The organism is Micromonospora sp. WMMD964 (assembly GCF_029581455.1).
In the GTDB taxonomy this organism is placed as follows: Bacteria; Actinomycetota; Actinomycetes; order Mycobacteriales; family Micromonosporaceae; genus Micromonospora.
Map to the genome: position 1 here is coordinate 2,331,699 of NZ_CP120860.1, position 18,462 is coordinate 2,350,160.

12 protein-coding genes are annotated in these 18,462 nt (G+C 69.1%); 5 read left to right on the forward strand and 7 right to left on the reverse strand.

Going from position 1 to position 18,462, the window contains the following annotated elements; genetic code table 11:
- Positions 1–24: 24 nt before the first annotated feature.
- The 3 genes from O7616_RS10955 to O7616_RS10965 form a co-directional block, all read right to left on the reverse strand.
- The gene (locus O7616_RS10955) at positions 25–2,943 is read right to left on the reverse strand and encodes a hypothetical protein (RefSeq protein ID WP_282306688.1); all 2,919 of its coding nucleotides are present in this window, start codon (positions 2,941–2,943) and stop codon (positions 25–27) included.
- 313 nt (positions 2,944–3,256) lie between these two features.
- Positions 3,257–4,369, reverse strand: a complete 1,113-nt coding sequence (locus tag O7616_RS10960) for a ricin-type beta-trefoil lectin domain protein (RefSeq protein WP_282306690.1) — start codon at positions 4,367–4,369, stop codon at positions 3,257–3,259.
- 216 nt (positions 4,370–4,585) lie between these two features.
- Positions 4,586–5,311, reverse strand: a complete 726-nt coding sequence (locus O7616_RS10965) for a hypothetical protein (RefSeq protein WP_282306692.1) — start codon at positions 5,309–5,311, stop codon at positions 4,586–4,588.
- Positions 5,312–5,621: 310 nt separating this feature from the next.
- On the opposite strand from O7616_RS10965, the gene O7616_RS10970 reads away from it, so the two are divergent.
- The gene (locus O7616_RS10970) at positions 5,622–8,606 is read left to right on the forward strand and encodes a glycoside hydrolase family 3 protein (RefSeq protein ID WP_282306694.1); all 2,985 of its coding nucleotides are present in this window, start codon (positions 5,622–5,624) and stop codon (positions 8,604–8,606) included.
- A 366-nt stretch (positions 8,607–8,972) separates the two neighbouring features.
- The gene (locus O7616_RS10975; protein ID WP_282307588.1) at positions 8,973–11,636 is read left to right on the forward strand and encodes a ricin-type beta-trefoil lectin domain protein; all 2,664 of its coding nucleotides are present in this window, start codon (positions 8,973–8,975) and stop codon (positions 11,634–11,636) included.
- Between the two features lie 44 nt (positions 11,637–11,680).
- Here the strand turns inward: O7616_RS10975 and O7616_RS10980 are convergent, their stop codons facing one another.
- Entirely contained in the window at positions 11,681–12,892 is a 1,212-nt protein-coding gene (locus O7616_RS10980) for a DUF1996 domain-containing protein (RefSeq protein ID WP_282306696.1), read from the reverse strand.
- A 199-nt stretch (positions 12,893–13,091) separates the two neighbouring features.
- Positions 13,092–13,391: an amphi-Trp domain-containing protein gene (locus O7616_RS10985; protein ID WP_282306698.1), complete on the reverse strand. Its 300-nt coding sequence runs from the start codon at positions 13,389–13,391 to the stop codon at positions 13,092–13,094.
- A 138-nt stretch (positions 13,392–13,529) separates the two neighbouring features.
- Between O7616_RS10985 and O7616_RS10990 the strand changes: the two genes are divergently transcribed.
- Positions 13,530–13,826: a DUF6582 domain-containing protein gene (locus tag O7616_RS10990; protein ID WP_282306700.1), complete on the forward strand. Its 297-nt coding sequence runs from the start codon at positions 13,530–13,532 to the stop codon at positions 13,824–13,826.
- A 63-nt stretch (positions 13,827–13,889) separates the two neighbouring features.
- Entirely contained in the window at positions 13,890–15,089 is a 1,200-nt protein-coding gene (locus O7616_RS10995; protein WP_282306702.1) for an FUSC family protein, read from the forward strand.
- A 6-nt stretch (positions 15,090–15,095) separates the two neighbouring features.
- On the opposite strand, the gene O7616_RS11000 is transcribed toward O7616_RS10995, so the two are convergent.
- Entirely contained in the window at positions 15,096–15,524 is a 429-nt protein-coding gene (locus O7616_RS11000; protein ID WP_282306703.1) for a VOC family protein, read from the reverse strand.
- Between the two features lie 175 nt (positions 15,525–15,699).
- Here O7616_RS11000 and O7616_RS11005 point away from each other — a divergent pair, with 175 nt between their 5' ends.
- The gene (locus O7616_RS11005; protein ID WP_282307589.1) at positions 15,700–17,529 is read left to right on the forward strand and encodes a glycoside hydrolase family 15 protein; all 1,830 of its coding nucleotides are present in this window, start codon (positions 15,700–15,702) and stop codon (positions 17,527–17,529) included.
- A 5-nt stretch (positions 17,530–17,534) separates the two neighbouring features.
- Here O7616_RS11005 and O7616_RS11010 read toward each other — a convergent pair whose 3' ends face one another.
- Entirely contained in the window at positions 17,535–18,350 is an 816-nt protein-coding gene (locus O7616_RS11010) for a DUF72 domain-containing protein (RefSeq protein WP_282307590.1), read from the reverse strand.
- Positions 18,351–18,462 lie beyond the last annotated feature (112 nt).

An 18,462-nucleotide genomic window follows, 5' to 3' on the forward strand; every position in this document is an offset into this window, starting at 1 on the left:
CGAAGGCACCGGCACCGCTTCGTGTCAGTTGGCGTGGGTCAGGCGCGTGGTGATGCGCAGCCCGGTCAGTGTGTCGTTCAGCCAGGGCAGCCGCTCGCGGTGCAGGCCGGCGGTCATCTGGTCGGCCCAGACCTCGTACCGCTGGGTCAGCGCGCCGGCGCGGGACCGCGCGCTGGTGACCAGGCAGTCCCCGAGCGGATCACCGGGCAGGTTGGACGAGTCGACAGCGGGCTCGCAGGGCAGCTTGAGGCTGACCTGGTCGCGCAACGGTCGGCTGGGGTCGGGCGCGCACGGCGCGGGCCCGCACGCCGCGTAGTTCCCGCCCGCCTTCGCGTACGCATTGCCGATCTTGGCGTCGGTCGGCATGTTCACCGGGATCTGGTACTGCCCGAACAGGTTCGCCGACAGCACGTCGTCCGCGTCGAGGGCGTTGGGCAGACCCAACCTGGTGTACGCCTGGAGCAGCCGCGCCGCCGTGTTCATCTTCTTCAGCGCGGCGGGCACCGGTCCGCTGGTCTGGGTGCTCAGGTCCCGGACCCGGTCGTACATCGACCTCTGCCGGGCCTGGAGGAAACCGCGCAGCGTCGGCGTCAGTGAGGCGTCCAGCGCCGGGTTGGGCACTGCCGTGGCGGCGCTCGCGAAGGTGTACCGGCCGGACGGCCACTTCTGGGTCAGCGCCTGGTCCGGGCTGGTTTCGCTGTCACAGTTGAACAGCTCGCAGTCGACCTGGTAGACCTGCTCGTCCGGCCAGGTGAAGTCGGCCGTCCGCGAGGTCTGCCAGGCTGACGAGGAGTTGAGCCGGAACCGGCTGTGGATCTGCAACCGCAGCTTGCCGTAGTACCGGATCACCCCGGTGCCGTAGCCCGTGGTGCGGGTGTGGACCCAGCTCGGCGTGTAGCAGTGGCCCACCTCGGGCAACTCCCGTACCCCTGCCGGTGGCTCGTCGGGGCGTGGCGTGTACGCGTAGTGGAGCGTCCGCACCACGTTCGACATCAGGTCGTAGCGGACGTTGCCGGGTCGGTCGATCTGCCGGGTGCCGTTGCACGACGGCACTGTCGCCTCGTCGGCCTTCGCCGGTGCCGGGGCGAGCTGCTTGTCCGTGTCCCAGAACAGGTCGTAGTCCTTCGGGGTCTTGACCTGCACGCCGTTGGCGTCGGGCTCCCAGCGGACCTGGATCTCGTTGGTCCGGAACGCCCTCAGCGCGGCCGACAGCTCGTTGGTGGCGCCGAGGTACTCGTCGACCAGCCCGGTGATCAGGCTGTTGGCGTTGCCGTCGACCGGTCGGCCGAAGCTGGCCGCGAGGTCGGCGATGCGGGTGCCCTCGGCCTCGATCTGCGCCGCGCGACTGGCGCTGACCTGGGCGGCGTATGTCGGGTTCTGGAGCATCAGCATGGAGTACGCCTGCGCTCCGAGGTTCCAGACCGTGGGGTTGCCGACCGGGGTCGCCGGTTCGACCATCGACGGGTCGCGTCCGCTGGCCACCCGGGCCAGGTAGTTGATCGACCGGGCCTCGCCGAAGCTGTTCAGGACGGTGGTCGGGTCGAGCGCGGGGTTGTCGGCGTCGGCCTTCGGCACCACGAAGGCGGCACCGCCGGCCAACTGGGTGGCGGTCAGGTGGAACTCGTTCTCCGGGCCGACGAACTCGCCGTACGTCGGGATCGGCTGGCCGAAGTTCTCCAGGTAGCCGATGTACTTGTTGATGTCGGCGCGGGCGTCGTGCAGGGTGGCGTCGCCGATCGCGGCCAGGACGGTGGCGGCGATGTCCTCCAGTCGCAGCCCGAGCTGGGCGACCTGCTGCTGGACGAGGGTGAGCTGCGCGGTGTTGCCGGCGATCGCCGCGTTCAGCTTGTCGAACTGGGCCATCATGTTCGCGTACACCGTGTTGATCTGGGCCTCGACCCGCGCGAAGCCGGCGCGCATCTCGTCGCCGAGGGCCCGCACCTCGTCGCGCAGTGCCTTCACCTGGGCGAGGATCTGCGCGTCCAGCGACGGGGCGCTGTTGCCGAAGAGTCCGACGATCGACATCACGGCACCGAAGATGTTGCCGGTCATCGCCAACGTAGCGGTGTTGAAGACCGAGCCCGCCAGACCGCGGCCGGTGATCGCCGCCGCGTACGTCGAGATGGCGCTGATCGTGGTGAGGACCGCCTCGCCGATCACCTTGGCCTTCTTTCCGGCGTCGGGGTCGGCGAACCCGATGAGGGTGGACACCATGCCCAGCCCGGCTTTGACGTCGGAGATGGTCTGCTGCCGCGCCTTGTCCCGGTCCTCGGCGGCCTTCTTGGCCGCTGCGGTGCACTCGGCGCTGGGTGGCCCCTCCGGTGGGCACTTGCTGTTGTTGGCGCCGATCTCGAGGCGGATCTCCACGCTCAGGCCGAGTAGTCGGGCGTGCAGGGAGGCGAGCTTCTGCTTGGCCGCCGCGACGTACGCCACCGGGTCGCCCTGTAGCGCCAGGATCGCGCCGAGGTTCACGTGGGACAGCCCGGGATCCTGGGTGAGCTGCTCGTAGGTACGTGTCACATCCACCCCGAAGGGCGCACCGAGTACGGCGTTCCACGCGCTGGCGACCGGCGCGTCGGCGGTCGCCGCCTGCCGGACCGCGGACCACACGGCGGCGAGGGCGTCGTCGCGACCGCGCGACCACTGGGCGGTACGCAGAGCGCCGGAGGCGAGTTCCTCACGGGTGTCCCACGGCTCGACCGTCTTGCCGATCACCGCGGCGACCAGGCCGGTGATCTCCGGCGAGGTCCGGGTGTCGCCGCCGGGTGTGCCGAGCAGGATGTCGACGGACCGCAGCAGCAGGTCCTGCTCGGGCACCAGGAGGTCGTAGCCGGTCAGCGAGCTGTCGAGCACCTGCTTGCGTGCCGTGAGCTGGGCCTGCGCCTGTTCGGTGGTGGCGTTCGGGTGCAGCCGGTGCCACTGGACGAACTCGGCCGACAGCACGACGGCCTTTGATCCGGTCGGCGCCCTGGATGTGGGTCTCGGCGACCTGGCCGAAGGCCCGGTCGGTGAGCGCTGCCGGTGGGATGGGGACGGGGACGGGGTCGGCCGACGCGGGTTCGCCGAACAGCACGCTTGCCGCGGTGACCGCGATCATCGCCACCACGGCGGTCCCGCGCCTCGTACGCGTGGAACGGTTGATTGTCATGCCGCGAACGTATTGAGCGGCCTGAAAAGGCGCTGAAACCGCGCTGACCCGCGCCGTGCCGCCGAACACCGTCCTCGGCGGCACGGCAGGTCGCCGACGTCGTGTCGGCTATCGGCGGGTCCACTGCTGGTTGGTCTGACCGGTGCAGGTCCACAGGACGAGCTTGGTGCCGTTGGCGGTGCCCTGGTTCACGGGGTCCAGGCAGAGGCCGGACTGCACCCCGGTGATGGTGCCGTTCGCGTTGACGTTCCACTGCTGGTTCGTCCCGCCGTGGCAGTCGTAGATGGTGACCAGGGTGCCCGGGGAGGTGCCGTAGCCGGCGGCGTCGAGGCACTTGTTGCCGTACACGGTCAGGGCCTTGGCGCTCGTGTAGGTCCACTGCTGGTTGGTGCCGCCGTGGCAGTCCCACAGTTGTAGTTGGAGGCCGTTGGTGGTGGACGCCCCGGGGACGTCGACGCACCGGCCGGACCGGGTGCCCACGATGGCGGTGGTCTGCCCGCCGCCGCTGCCCGGGTTGCCGATGCTGCCGGGCACCGACTGTAGGGCGCTGTACCAGCGAGCGGCCATCTTGTCGTAGCCACCGGCGGTGGGGTGTACGCCGTCGATCAGGTCGGCGGTGGTGAGGGCGCTGTGCATGTCGACCAGGTGCACCCGCTTGCCGGCGTTCACCTTGCTCTGCACGATGCCCGGGATCGCCGCGTTGAAGGTGCGGACGGCGGCTCCCTGGTTGCTGTTGGAGATCGGGATGAGCTGCGCCACGAACACCTCCGCGGTGGGCGCGGTGGTGGTGATGCGGTCGATCAGCGTGGAGAGCCGGTTCGGTGCGCTGCTCACGTTGTAGTTCTGCAGGATGTCGTTGGTGCCGATGTGCAGCAGGACGGTCTGCGGCCGTTGGGTGTTGAGCCAGTTGACGATGTTCGCGTCGATCTGGTCGATGCGCCAGCCGGGGTGCCCCTGGTGGTCGTGGTCACCCAGGCTGGCGGGCCCGTTGAACTGCGACCCGACGAAGTCCACCGTGTACCGGCCGTTGACCAGTCGCTGCCAGAGCCCGATGCGGTATCCGCCGGGCACCTGGGTGCCCTCGGTGATGGAGTCGCCGAGCGGCATCACCCGTACCCCGCCGTTGGACTCCGCGCTGGCCGGGCCGGTCGGGGTCAGCACACCGGAGGCCACGACACCGAGCGCGGCGAGTGTCGCGAGCCATCTTGCCCTCGTTCGCATAGATCTCTCCTGCCTCAGCACTGGGACGAGTGTGAGCGTTAACAACGAAGATTGTAGATGTGTCTGATCGACTGGGTCTACCCTCGCGCCTCGCGCCCCACGACCGAGATCCGCGCAACTTCCCCGATGTTGCTGCCTGCGGGGGCTTGGGAGGCAGCGATATCCCTGATGTTGCGCGGATCCGGGGCGTGGGGCGCGCGGCGAGGGCGGCTCGGGCTAGCGGAGTCGGGTGGCTGCCGCGGCTGTGGCGATCAGGGCAGCGCCGGCTGCGGCGGCGAGTCGGACGCGGCGAGGTCGATTCGTGGACAGGGCCGTCGTCACCAGCCCCCACCCGGACGCCAGCGCGAGCGGCAGCCGCCCTCGCCGGCTTCGCGCGACCGTGCCGGCTGCCACGGCGGAGGTGGCGAGCAGTCCGACGGTGGATGCGGTGACCGTGCGCGGCGCGTCCGGGGGCGTGCCGGAGGCGACCTTGGCGGCGGCGATGTTGACGGTGCTCGCCAGGGCCGTCCATCCCAGGAGGAGGCCCGTGCTCAGTGGTGTGAGCGCGGTCCACCTGATCGTGGTGGGGATGCGCTGAAGGCGAAGGTGAGCGGTGGCGGCGAGGCCGGCGGCGACCGGCAGCAGGTACGGGGTGTACGCGAAACGATCGGTCTGCGCTGCCACCGACCAGGCGGCGTTCACCGCATAGGCGCCGGCCAACGGCCAACCCACCCGGCGACTCATGGGGTGGCGTCGACCCTGCGGCAGGCACTGACCAACGGTCGAGGCGACGCACCCGGCGAAGATCGGCCCCCAGACGGCGAACGCGTAGTCCGGCGGCGTGATGACCGTGTCGTAGCGCGCGGTCTGCTCCCCGTCACCGACCAGTGCTCCGAGTACGGGTGTGGCGACGAAGGCCGCGCATGTGCTCGCAAGGGCGATCGATCGCAGGCCGTCGTCCATGTCGTCTCCGATCATCGCCGTGCGGACCGGTCCCCCTGACGCCGACGCTACCTCAGGATCCTTCGCCCGGCGCGGGTCGTCGGCTGCTCGTCGCTGAGACGCGCGCACCCCCGCCGTCCGCGCCGGCTTGTCCACCAATAGATGCCCACCTATAGTTGCGCGATCGCACACCTTCCTGACCGTGGTGGTGCGGTGGGGTCGTCGAAGCGCTTCGATGATTCGTCGTTCAGGCCCGTCAGCCGGGTGTCGAGCCTGGCCGAGCCGGTCTTGGCGCTGAATCGCGCCTGTCGTACGACATGAGGAGAACCGCATGCGGAAGTGGCGCCTTCGGCGCGGAATCACCGCGCTCGCGCTCGCCCTGCTGGCCCTACCAGCCGTTCCCGGCACCGCGCTCGCCGAACCGACCTACCCGTTCCGAGATCCCGACCTGCCGGTGAACGCCCGGGTCGACGATCTGCTCGGCCGGCTCACCCTGGACGAGAAGATCTCCTGGCTGCACCAGTACCAGCCGGCCGTGCCCCGACTGGGCATCGGCCTGTTCAAGACCGGCACCGAGGCCCTGCACGGGGTCGCCTGGTCGACCGACATCGACAACAACGGCGCGGTGGTGAAGGCCCGTGGCACGGTCTTCCCGCAGCCGGTGGGCATGGCGAGCACCTGGAACACCGACCTGGTCCAGCGGGTGGGTTCCGCCGTCGGTGACGAGGCGCGCGGCTACCACGCGCAGAACCCCCGGGTCTGGGGTCTCAACCTCTGGGCGCCGGTGGTCAACCTGCTGCGTGACCCCCGCTGGGGCCGCAACGAGGAGGGCTACTCGGAGGATCCGGTGCTCACCGCCGCCATGTCCACCGCGTACGGCTCGGGGATGACCGGCGGCGACCCGGACCACCTGAAGAGCGCGCCGACCCTCAAGCACTACCTGGCCTACAACAACGAGGTCCGGCGGGACGTCACCTCGTCCAACGTGCCACCACGGGTGCTCAACGAGTACGACCGCGCCGCCTTCAAGCCCGCCCTCGCCGCCGACGCCGCGACCGGGGTGATGGCCGCGTACAACCTGGTCAACGGCCGTCCGGCCACCGTGGACCCGGACCTGAACACGGTGTTCCCCACCTGGACCGACCGGCCGCTGATGAACGTCACCGACGCCTGGGCGCCGAACAACCTCGTCAACTCGCAGAAGTACTACGCCACCCAGGCCGAGGGGAACGCGGCGATCGTCAAGGCCGGCCTCAGCAGCTTCATCACCGACGACACGAACGCACAGCCGACGGTCACCGCCATCAGGCAGGCCCTCGCCACCGGCCTGCTGACCGAGGCCGACATCGACGCCCGGATCCGGGAGATCCTGAACATCCGGTTCCGGTTGGGTGAGTTCGACCCGGGCGGCGGTCGGTACGGCGGCATCACCCCGGACGTCATCAACAGCCCGCAGCACCAGCGACTCGCCCGCGAGGCCGCCGGTGAGGCCATGGTGCTGCTGAAGAACTCCCGGCAGGCGCTTCCGTTGAATCCGGCCCGGACCCGCAAGGTCGCCGTGCTCGGTCCGCTGGCCGACACCCTCTACACCGACTGGTACGGCGGCGACCTGCCGTACCAGGTGACGACGCTCGACGGCGTCCGCGAACGGTTGGGTGGCGCGGCCGACGTTCGAGGGCTCGACGGGGCGGACCGGATCGCGCTGAAGGTGTCGTCGACCGGCCGGTACGTCTCGGCCACCGGCACCACCGACGCCGACCCGGTCGCCGCCACCGGCGAAACGGCGTCACCCGCCGCCCAGTTCGACGTCGTCGACTGGGGGCAGGACGTGGTGACGCTGCGCAACGCCGCCAACGGCCGCTACCTCGGCTACAACTGGGGGCCGTTCGTCACCCGTGACGAGCAGCCGAACGGCTGGTACGTGCAGCAGCAGTTCAAGCTGGAGCCGCAGGCCGACGGCACGGTGGCGCTGCGCTACGTCGGCTACGAGACCAAGGAGAGCTGGTTCGGCGCGAACACGTACGTCACGGTCGGCGACGACGGCGCCCTCAAGCTCGGCGCGTCGACGGCGGCCGACGCCACCCACTTCAGTCGCGAGCTGATCAGCAGCGGGCTCGATCGGGCCGTGGCGGCGGCGAAGGCGGCCGACACCGCCGTGCTGGTGGTCGGCAGCAACCCGTTCATCAACGGCCGGGAGGCGCACGACCGGACCTCGACGGCGTTGAGCGCGAGCCAGGAGGCGCTGGTCAAGGCCGTGACGAGGGCCAACCCGCGGACCGTGCTGGTGCTCCAGACGAGTTACCCGGTGACGACGACATGGGCGCAGGAGCACGTCCCGGCGATCGTCTGGACCACGCACGCCGGGGCCGAGACCGGGCACGCCGTCGCCGACGTCCTCTTCGGCGACCGCAACCCGTCCGGACGGCTGACCCAGACCTGGTACCGCTCCGACCGGCAACTGCCGCCGGACCTGCTGGAGTACGACATCATCTCGTCCGGACAGACCTACCTGTACAGCAAGGCGAAGCCGCTCTACCCGTTCGGCCACGGGCTGTCGTACACCCGCTTCCGGTACGGCCCGGCCCGCGTCGGTGCCGGGTCGGTCACCACCGACGGCACCATCGCGGTCGACGTCGACGTGACGAACACCGGCGGGCGGGCCGGCTCCGAGGTGGTGCAGCTCTACACCCATCAGCGCACGTCCCGGGACCGGACGCCGATCCAGCAGCTCAAGGCGTTCCAGCGGGTGGAACTCGCACCCGGGCAGACCCGTACCGTGACGCTTCGGGTGCCCGCCGCCGACCTGGCGCACTGGGACGTCACCCGCAGCCGGTGGGTGGTCGAGTCGTCCACCTACGACCTGATGGTCGGGGCCTCCGCCGGGGACATCCGGGCTCGGACCGCGGTGCGCGTCGACGGGGAGACGATCCCGGCGCGCGACCTGTCCCGGCCCACCCGGGCGGAGAACTTCGACAGGTACGCGGGGGTCCGGCTCGTCGACGAGACGAAGGTCAGGGGTACGGCCGTCGGTGCCACCGAGGCCGGTCAGTGGGTCTCCTTCGCGGGTTCCGCGCTGCGACCCGGCGCGCGCACCTTCACCGCGACCGTCGCCAGGGCCGGGACGGGCGTCGGTGCGATCCAGGTCCGGCTGGGCTCACCCACCGGCCGACTGCTCGGGACGGTCACCGCGCCCAGCACCGGCGACGACTACCGGTACGTGAGCACCAGCACCGAGTTGGCCCGGGTGGCCGGCACCCATGACGTGTACCTGGTGTTCGATTCCGCGCTGCGGCTGGCGGACTTCTCCATCAGGTGACGGGAGGTTCGGGGGTCGGGGCGGCTGTCGCGCCCCGACCCCCGGCTGGCACATCACCGGCATCGGTGCGGATTCATCTGATGATCAATCGGCAGTGCCAAGCAGTGAAGGGCGATCTGTCCGAAAAACCAGCATTAGCGCATAGATGTACTACGATTCATGGTTGCATTCATCACACGTGTGACCTACGCTTCGGGAAGATTTCGTAGCGATTAACAACAGAGTGCGGTCGGGCGACAAGTGCCCACCGGTCCTTAGTGGTGTCGCTGTTTCCGCGCTCGTCGCTCGATACGCACGGGGCCCCCTGTCGACGGCAAATGAGAGGAACCGTACGTGAGGTCAAACGTGTCCACCGCTCGAACGTCGATGCTGGCGGTGGCGGCCCTCGTTGCCGCCACACTGCCGGCCGTGCTGAGCGACCAAACACCGGCCGCGGCTGCGGTGCAGGCCACCTACTACGTCGCCCCCGACGGAAACGACGCCAACGCGGGGACGCTCCAATCCCCGTTCCGGACCCTGCAACGCGCACGAGACGTCGTTCGTACGGTGAACGCGAACATGACCGGCGACATCAACGTGTATCTGCGTGGTGGGAGTTATCCGATCAGCAGCACGGTCGAGTTCGGTCAGAGCGACTCGGGCACCAACGGATACCGGGTCATCTACGGCGCGTACGCCAACGAGAAGCCGATCCTCGACGGTGGCGTCCAGGTGACCGGTTGGACCCAGCACAGCGGCAACATCTGGAAGGCGCCGCTGGACCGCGCCAACAAGCTGCGGGCGCTCTACGTCAACGACAAGCGCGCCGTCATGGCGACGAAGACGGTCAGCTCGGGCGGCTGCTTCGGGACGTACAACATCACCGCCGGCCAGGCCGCGTGGGCCTGGGAGTCGGGGTCGCAGTGCGACGGCGCCAGGTACAACCAGAACGACTTCCCCGCCATCGCGCGCAACCAGGACGACATCGAGATCGAGACCGGCACGACCTGGACCACCGCCATCGTGGGCGTCCGCCAGGTGACCACCGACGGTGGGAGCCGCGTCGCCCTGTTCCAGCAGCCGGGTGCGGCCATCGCCCAGGGGGCCTTCAACGGCAACGCCCAGGTCGGCGGCACCCACAAGCTGATGAACGCGTACGAGTTCCTGGACGCGCCCGGTGAGTTCTACTACGACAAGGGCGCGAAGACGGTCTACTACTACAAGGCCAGCGCCGAGAACATGTCCACCGCGACGGTCTACGCGCCGAACAACGTGACCACCGTGCTGCGGGTCGCCGGCACCTCGACGACCAGCCACGCCCGCAACATCACGTTCTCCGGTCTGACCGTGCGGCACTCGGACTGGAACCTGTTCAACGTCGCCGGTTCGTCCTACAAGCAGGCGCAGCAGGGCAACCTCGGCGCGCAGGCGTACGCGAAGGGCAACTTCCACGTCTACCACTACCGCAACGTGGACCTCACCCCCGGCATCATCCAGATCCAGAACGCCGACGGCCTCCTGCTGCAACGCAACCGGATCGAGCACACCGGCGCCGACGGCATCAGCCTGATCAACGACGTGCAGGGCACGCAGTTGATCGGGAACGCCACCAACGACATCGCGGGGTCGGCCATCAACGTCGGTCATCCCCAGCACGTCTACATCGGAGACGGCACGTCGACCAACCGGGAGAAGTACCTCCCGCAGGTCGAGGGGCTGCCGAAGAACATCGACATCAAGAACAACTACATCTACGACAGCGCTGTCCTGTTCAACGGGCACAGCCCCATCTCGGCGTACTTCGTCGACACCCTGTCGATCCAGCGCAACCGGATCGAGAAGGCCCCGTGGTCGGGCATCACCATGGGGTGGGGATGGTGGAACTTCGACGGGTCATCGGGCTCGATCCAGCCGAACCGCCCCACCACGACGGCGCGGAACAACACGATCAGCCACAACCACATCATCGACACGGTGCAGCGTCTGAGTGACACGGCGCCCATCTACACGTTGGGCAGCCAGCCGGGGACGACGATCACCAACAACTATCTCCAGGGCGTTCCGTCGGGTCACAAGTACGGCCTGCACCCGGACGAGGGGTCGGCGTTCATCACCTTCCGGGACAACGTGCTGAGCATCGACAAGAACGTCACCTGGATGATCAATTCCGACGACTTCGGCCGGAAGCACGACCTGAGCATCACGCAGATCTACGGCCCGATCAACAAGGTCTCGAACAAGAACCTGCCGAACAGCACCGTCGCGGACATCCTCGTCTCCTCCGACTACGTCTGGCCGGCGGTGGCATACAGCATCGCGGCGAACTCCGGCCTCGAGGACGCCTACCGGGACATCGTCCCGGCGAGCATCTCCTCTTCGCCGAACTACGTGCTGCCGGCCAGCACGTTCGTCACCAGCGCCACGGCGTCGATCCCGGTCCGGAGCACCGGCGACGCCACCAGGTCGGTCTGGCTGGCGCCGTCCGGCACGACCAGCTTCACCGCCGGGGCGACGATGACCCGGGCGGCCGGCAACGCGACCACCATCGCCGTGCCGGCGACCCAGGGTGAGTACCGGCTCTACGTCGTCGACGCCCAGGGCAACCGGTCGGCGGAGTCGACGTGGATCGTCCGCCAGCAGCAGGGCGGCGGCAGCGGTACGGGGCAGGGACAGCTCGTGGGCGGCCAGTCCGGTCGCTGCGTCGAGGTGCCCAACTCGTCGACCACCAACGGCACCCAGACGCAGCTCTGGGACTGCGGCAGCGGCGCCAACCAGCGGTGGACCCACACCAGCGGCAGGCAACTGACCGTGTACGGCAACAAGTGCCTGGACGCCTCCGGGAACGGCACGGCCAACGGCACCCAGGTCATCATCTGGGACTGCCACGGCGGCACGAACCAGCAGTGGAACGTCAACACCAACGGCACCGTCACGAACGTCCAGTCGGGGCTCTGCCTCGACGCCAACGGCGCCGCCACCGCCAACGGCACGAAGATCATCCTTTGGTCCTGCAACGGTGGCACGAACCAGCAGTGGACGCTGCGTAGCTGACCCAACCCGACCCCGGGGCCAGGCCGACACGGGCCTGGCCCCGGCTATTTCTGGTAGCCGTAGTTGTCGCAGGTCCGCCGCTGCAGGACGCAGTTCTTGGTGCGCTTGTTCATGGTGTCGACGTCCCACATCACGAACGCGTCCCCGTGCATCGACGAAGCGCTCTTCCCCTCCTTGTCGGAGGAGAGGTAGTAGCCCGCCGGAGTGCCCTTCGCCGGGTACTGGATGTCGAAGGTGATCGCCGGGATCCGCACCGGGTGGCTGCTCGGGCAGCCGTTGCCGCTGCCGTACGCCACATGGTCCTTGTGGTTGGGGCTGTCCAGGTGCTTGCCGTCCCAGCAGTCGGGGAACTGCATCATGAAGTGCAGGGTCGCGTCGCCGCCGCAGATGGGCCAGTTGCCGTTGGTGCTGCGGGCGATTCCGTCGAGGTCACCGGGGCCGTAGAAGGCGCAGTAGAACTGGCCGGTCGCGCCGCGCGGCGTCGGCTTCTTCTTCTTGGCGTCACCGGAGATCATGCGCAGGCCGTTGGGCATCGGCATCTGGCCGGTCGAGTTCTTCGCCAGCGAGCGGTAGTAGACCCGGAAACCGGTCGTCTCGACCGGCTTGCCGGTCGCGTTGTCGTAGAGCGTGGGCACCCAGTAGGCGGAGTGGTCCTGGACCGGCTTGCAGGAGGTGGCGGTGAACTTCGTCAGGTCCCCGGCGACGGTGTCGGCGTCGACCGCCTTGTTCCCGACGAAGGAGTGCATGTGGGAGGCGCCCGGGAGGCCGGGAGCGACGATCGGGTCGTCCGGCAGCCGGTGGCTGTACTGGCAGTCCGCCCGGAACTCCGGGAGGTTGCCCACGCCGGCCGGGACAGGATCGATCTTCAACCTCTGGTACGCGTCGGCCTGCGCCTTCCAGGCGGCCCGGTCCACGGGTATCCAACCGGTCGTCGGGACCTTCGGCGTGGCCGCGGTCGACGGTGTCGTGGAGGCCGACGGGGTCGAGGAGGCCGCCGGTGTCGCCGAGGTCGACGCCGCCACGGCGAGGGATCCGGGCTGCCCGGCCGACGTCGACGGGTCGTCGAGGGCGTTGGACGCGTTCGACGGCTCGGGTGTCACGTCACCGTTGCCCAGGTACACGCCGGTGGCGGCGATGACCAGCGCGACCGTCGCGCCTGCGGCCATCGCCAGCCGGGTGCGGGTGAACCGACTCGGCGGGCGGTGCCGGGACGGGGGTGGGCTCGCGTCCGGTTCGGGCGACGGGGCGTACGACACGGGTCACTCCCAACGAGCAGACGACGGCGTTGACCCGGACGGCCACGGCCGCCGTATGGTAGGCGCTTCCCGATCACACCCGACAGCTTCTTAAAGCTTCTTTAAAGGATGTTGGTCGTTCCGCTCTCGGCGGTGCGGGCGACGGTGGTGGCGGCCACCGGGTCGATGGCCGCCGTGCGACGTGTCGTCGCCCCCGGGATCACGCCTCCGGCGCGGCCTCGTCCTGCTGCTCCCCGCTCGGCGATTCCTCGACCTCGTCCGCCGCCTGCCCGGACGTCGGCACCGTCCAGGAGAACTCGATCTCGACGGACACCTCCGTCTCGCTCTCCTGTTCGATCTCCAGCTCGCAGCGCACGGTGTCCGCCACGGACACGGCGCCCGCCGCGCCGTAGAAGATCCGCCCATCGGACTCCAGCTGGCTCGCCAGCTGACGCAACCAGGCGGCCAGATCCGAACGTGACACCGTACGGGCGTCCTCGTAGATATCCATGTCGGCCATGCTCGCACTCCACAAGGGACGATCCGCTGCAGGGGCTTCGGCCGGACCCGGATCGGCCGCATGATATGGATCTTGTGGTGGCCCGGAAAATCTCGTCGCCGGAGGTGCTGCCGCGCAGGTTGTGGGTACTGGTGACTGATGACGTCGACCTGGAAACCCCACGAGAAGCACGGTGGCCTGTCGGACAAGGACAAGCGCGAGCTGCCGGAGAGCGTCTTCGCGTTCCCCGACAAGCGCAAGGAACCGATGACCGACGCGAGCCACGTCCGCAACGCCATCGCCCGGTTCGACCAGGTGCAGGGGGTCACCGACAAGGAGCGTGAACAGGCGTTCCAGAACATCCTCGCCGCCGCCGAGCACTACGACGTCGAGGTCGCGGAGACGAACTGGCGGCAACTCGGCAAGTTGCCGCACACCCCGAATCCGGCCCACTGAGGCGAGCGACGCTGCTCCGCGTCGCCGACGGGATAGATCCGGCACCGCCGGGTAGACGGCGCGGTGCCCGCGAAGCAGGAGTCGTCAGGCGACCCCGACCCGTCCCCGGCCGACCGGGCGTTGGCCGGCCTGCGTGATCGGCTGGGATACGGCGTGCGCTCCCGCGCCTGGCGGCTGCGCCTCAACGGGCTCCTCGCCGTGCAGGCCGGCATCGCGGCGTCGCCCGCCTGGTTCGTGGGTTACCAGTTCCTGGACAATTCCGCCCCGGTCTTCGCGCCCACCACGGCGGTGGGCATCGTGGCGGCCTCGATGGGATCACGCCTGCGGCGCACGGTCGAGCTGCTGGTCGGGGTGGTCCTCGGGCTCGCCGTCGGTGACACGCTCATGCCGTTGTTCGGCATCGGGGCCTGGCAGACCGGTGTGGTCGTCGTACTGGCGATCATCGTCGCGCTGCTGTTCAAGGGTGGTGGTTCGCTGCTCACCCAGGCGGGTGCCACGGCGGTGCTCATCGCCACGCTGGAACCGCCCGTGCGTGACCTGTCCGTTCCCCGCTTCGTCGACGCCGCGGTCGGTGGGTTGATCGGGCTGGCGGTCGGCCTGTTGGTGGTGCCCATCCACCCGCAGCGGACGGTGCGGCGGCTGGCCGAACCCGTCATCGACTCGACGATGACCGCGCTGCACGACCTGGCTGCGGCGCTCCGCCTCCGTGATATCGCCGCGACCGAGCGGGTTCTCGGCAAGCTGCGCGAGCTCACCCCTCGGCTGGGTGCGCTGGACGAAGGGCTCAACGCCGCCCAGGAGGTGACACGACTTGCGCCGCTGCGCTGGCGCGAACGCGCGTCGCTGGCCTTCTACACCGAAGCCGTGCGTCACATGGAGCGCAGCCTGTACAGCTGTCGGTCCATCACGAGGCGGCTCACCAGGGCCCTCCGGGACGACGAACCGATACCCGAGGAGTTTCCCGAGGCGATCGACCTGCTGGCCGTCAGTGTGCAGACCCTCAGATGCGCGATCCGTACGCGGGCGGATCCAGGGGAGGCGCGGCAGCAGATCCTGACGGCCGTCGAGCTGGTCGGGAAGGCGCAGGGGGAGGTCGCGCCCGATCCCAACCGCCTGCACGCCCACCGGTTGGGCTACTCGGGCATGGTCGCCGCCGGTGAGTTCCGTACGGCGGCGAACGACCTGCTCATCGCCAGCGGGCTCGACGCCGACGCCGCGGCGCTGTTGGTGCGGCGGACGGCGGAGCCGGACGAATGGGACTGATCCGCCTCAGGTCGCCGTGAGTGCGGCGAGGACGTCGAGGTAGTGCGGGTTCCTCATGACGCCCAGCACATTGCCGAACGGGTCGACCACCGACGCGGTGACGAACCCCCCGTCCCCGTGCGGCGTGATCGGCTGGTACTCCGTCGCGCCCAGCGCCAGCAGTCGGTCCACGGTGGCGTCGAGGTCGTCGACGTGCCAGTGCATGACCACACCGCCGGGCCCGGTCGCGGATGCCGTGGGTGGTGCGTACCGGCGGTCGATGATGCCCAGTTCAGCCTGGTAGTCGCCGACGCGGAACTCGGCGTACGCGAGGCGTCCGTCCGGCCCGGGGCGCGTGAAGTACGGCTCGACGCCGAGGAGGTCCGCGTACCAGGCGGTGGCCGCCTCCACGTCGTCCGCCCAGATGTTGAGTGTGGCAAATCCTCGCAGGCTCATCCGCGGTCCTCTCGTCGCTGTCGTCGATGAAGACGTTATCGGCGATTGCGGACGGATCCCTTCCGCAATGCCGTCGGGTTCGACGATGTCGAGTCAGGGGACGGGTGCGGGCAGTGTGTCGCGGCCCTTTTCCGGGTAGTCGCCGCCGTTGCCACGACGGATGGCGGGGGACAGCGTGGAGAGCTACCCGGCGGTCGAGAACCATGGCCTCATCGGTGACCTGCAGACGGCGGCGCTGATCAGCAAGGACGGCATTGTCGACTGGTTCTGCGCGCCCCGCTTCGATTCACCGAGCGTTTTCGGAGCGCTGCTGGACCGCCGGAAGGGCGGCTACTTCCAACTCGCGCCCGACGGCATCGACTACACGAGCAAGCAGCTTTACCTGCCCGGTACGCCGATCCTCATCACTCGTTTCCACAGTGCTGACGGTGTGGGCGAATTGGTGGACTTCATGCCGGTCACCGGTGAACACGCCACCAACCGGCACCGGTTGGTCCGGCTCGTCCGCATGATCCGGGGCAGTATGCCGTTTCGCTTCGACTGCCAGCCTCGATTCAACTACGGACGCGACCCGTTCGAGCTTGAGGTGCACCCCGGGGGAGACGTGTTCCGGAGCGCGACGCTGAACCTCACTCTCACCCCCTTCAGGGACGGGAAATGGCTGATCGGCGAGGCGGACATCCACCGCGACGAGCAGGGCGTGTCGGCCCGGTTCACGCTGCACGCCGGCGACATCGGCGGGGTGGTGCTGGAGACGGCCCGACCACAGGCACCGCGACCGCTCAACACCGACGAGGCATGCGAACTGCTCGCCCAGACCCGCGACTACTGGCGACGGTGGATTGACGGCTGCCGTTACACCGGTCGGTGGAGGGAGGTGGTCGAGCGGTCCGCGATGACGCTCAAACTGATGACGTACGCCCCGACCGGCGCTCTGGTCGCCGCGCCCACCACCGGGCTGCCGGAGCAGATCGGCGGGCAGCGGAACTGGGACTACCGCTACACCTGGATCAGGGACGCGTCCTTCTCGGTACACGCGCTGCTGAGTATCGGCTTCACCGACGAGGCCCAGAAATACCTGCTCTGGCTGGACGCACGCATCCGGGAGGCCCGAGATCCCGATCTGCCCCTACAGATCATGTACCGGATCGACGGCTCACCGCACCTGCCCGAGGAGGTGCTGGACCACCTGGAGGGGTACCGGGGTTCGGCGCCGGTGCGCATCGGCAACGCCGCGTCGGGCCAGCTGCAACTCGACATCCACGGCGAGGCGCTCAACTCCTTGGAACTCGCCGACCGCAACGGCCTCATCGCGCCGTACGAGGGTTGGCGGAAAACGGCAGAATTGATGGACTGGCTCTGCGAACACTGGGACCAACCCGAGGACGGCGTCTGGGAGACCCGGTCAGGACGGCAGGACTTCACGTACGGGCGGGTGATGTCCTGGGTGGCGCTGGACCGCGCCATCCGCCTCGCCCAACGCCGCGGGCGCCCCGGTGACACCACCCGTTGGACGACCGAGCGCAACGCCATCTACGAGCAGATCATGACCCGGGGCTTCCACCCGGGTCGGCAAGCCTTCGTGCAGCATTACCGCACCGACATCCTGGACGCCTCGCTCCTGGCCATGCCCGGGATCGGCTTCATCTCACCGATGGACCCGATGTGGGAGTCGACGTTGCGGGCGATGGACGCCGAACTGGTCTCCGACAGCCTCGTCTACCGCTACGACCCGAACGCCTCGCCGGACGGTCTGGCCGGCACCGAGGGCACCTTCAGCATGTGCACCTTCTGGTACGTGCAGGCCCTCGCCCAGGCCGGCCGGCTCGACGACGCCCGACTGACCTTCGAGAAGATGCTCACCTACAGCAACCCGCTGGGCCTCTACTCCGAGGAGATCGCGCCGACCGGTGAGCAGATCGGGAACTTCCCCCAGGCGTTCAGTCACCTGTCGCTGATCAGTACCGCGAACCACCTCGACCGTCTGCTCGACGAGCAGGGTTGACCCGTTCAGAACAGCGTCAGGGGTTCGACCGGGATCGGCTCGGGCAGTGCGTCGAGCGTGGGCACCTGCGCGCGTACCTCGTCGTGGAACCGGCGGGCGAGCGCGGGCGCGTCGGCGTTGTCCGGCGTGTGGACGAACATCGTCGGTGAGCGCCCCTCCCGGAGCCAGGTGGCTGTCACGTCGACCCAGTGCTGCCACCCCTCGACAGTGCGAGCGGAGTCGTCGCGGCCGAGATAGCGGACGATCGGCCGATCGGTCAGTGCCAGCGACCGCAGCGGCACACGGGGTTTCTTGGTCCAGGCGTCCCGCTCCGCGTCGCTGGTCGGCCGGCTCGCGAAGAAGGCGGTCGTGTCGAAGGGGATCCACTCGGCCGACACGGATCCGAGGGTCGCCTCCAACAGTCGGATCGCGCGGTCGTCGGTGAAGAACGCCGGGTGGCGGACCTCCACCGCGTACCGGTGGGATCGGGGGAGTCGGGTCAGGAAGCGACCCAGGGTCGGCACGTCGGCGGGCGCGAACGAGCCGGGCAACTGGATCCAGAGCGCGTGCGCGCGGGGGCCGAGCGGCTCGATCGCGTCCAGGAAGGCGCGCAGTGGTTCGTCGACGTCGGTGAGTCGACGTTCGTGCGTGACGACCTTCGGAAGCTTGGGGAGGAACCGGAACGCGGGATCGGTCTGCGCGGCCCACGACGTCACGGTGTCCCGGGTCGGGGTCGCGTAGAACGTCGTGTTGCCCTCCACGGCGTCGCACCAGCTCGCGTAGTGCGCCAGGCGTTCCCCAGGCGGCAGCCGGTGCCCCGGCCACGACCGGTGACTCCACATCGCGCACCCCACGTGGAGACGCATGACCGCACCCCTCCCACCGGTGACCGTGCTCGACGCTGCCCACCGTATCCGGGCCGGTATCGGGGCGACGGCCGACCTCCTGTCGTCA

Excerpts from the sequence above, each read along its gene's own strand:
- O7616_RS11000 (WP_282306703.1), bottom strand. The coding sequence starts at position 15,524 with ATGAGCCTGCGAGGATTTGCCACACTCAACATCTGGGCGGACGACGTG.
- O7616_RS10990 (WP_282306700.1), top strand. The coding sequence starts at position 13,530 with ATGACGTCGACCTGGAAACCCCACGAGAAGCACGGTGGCCTGTCGGAC.
- O7616_RS10985 (WP_282306698.1), bottom strand. The coding sequence starts at position 13,391 with ATGGCCGACATGGATATCTACGAGGACGCCCGTACGGTGTCACGTTCG.
- O7616_RS10960 (WP_282306690.1), bottom strand. The coding sequence starts at position 4,369 with ATGCGAACGAGGGCAAGATGGCTCGCGACACTCGCCGCGCTCGGTGTC.
- O7616_RS10975 (WP_282307588.1), top strand. The coding sequence starts at position 8,973 with ATGCTGGCGGTGGCGGCCCTCGTTGCCGCCACACTGCCGGCCGTGCTG.
- O7616_RS10965 (WP_282306692.1), bottom strand. The coding sequence starts at position 5,311 with ATGGACGACGGCCTGCGATCGATCGCCCTTGCGAGCACATGCGCGGCC.
- O7616_RS10970 (WP_282306694.1), top strand. The coding sequence starts at position 5,622 with ATGCGGAAGTGGCGCCTTCGGCGCGGAATCACCGCGCTCGCGCTCGCC.
- O7616_RS11010 (WP_282307590.1), bottom strand. The coding sequence starts at position 18,350 with ATGTGGAGTCACCGGTCGTGGCCGGGGCACCGGCTGCCGCCTGGGGAA.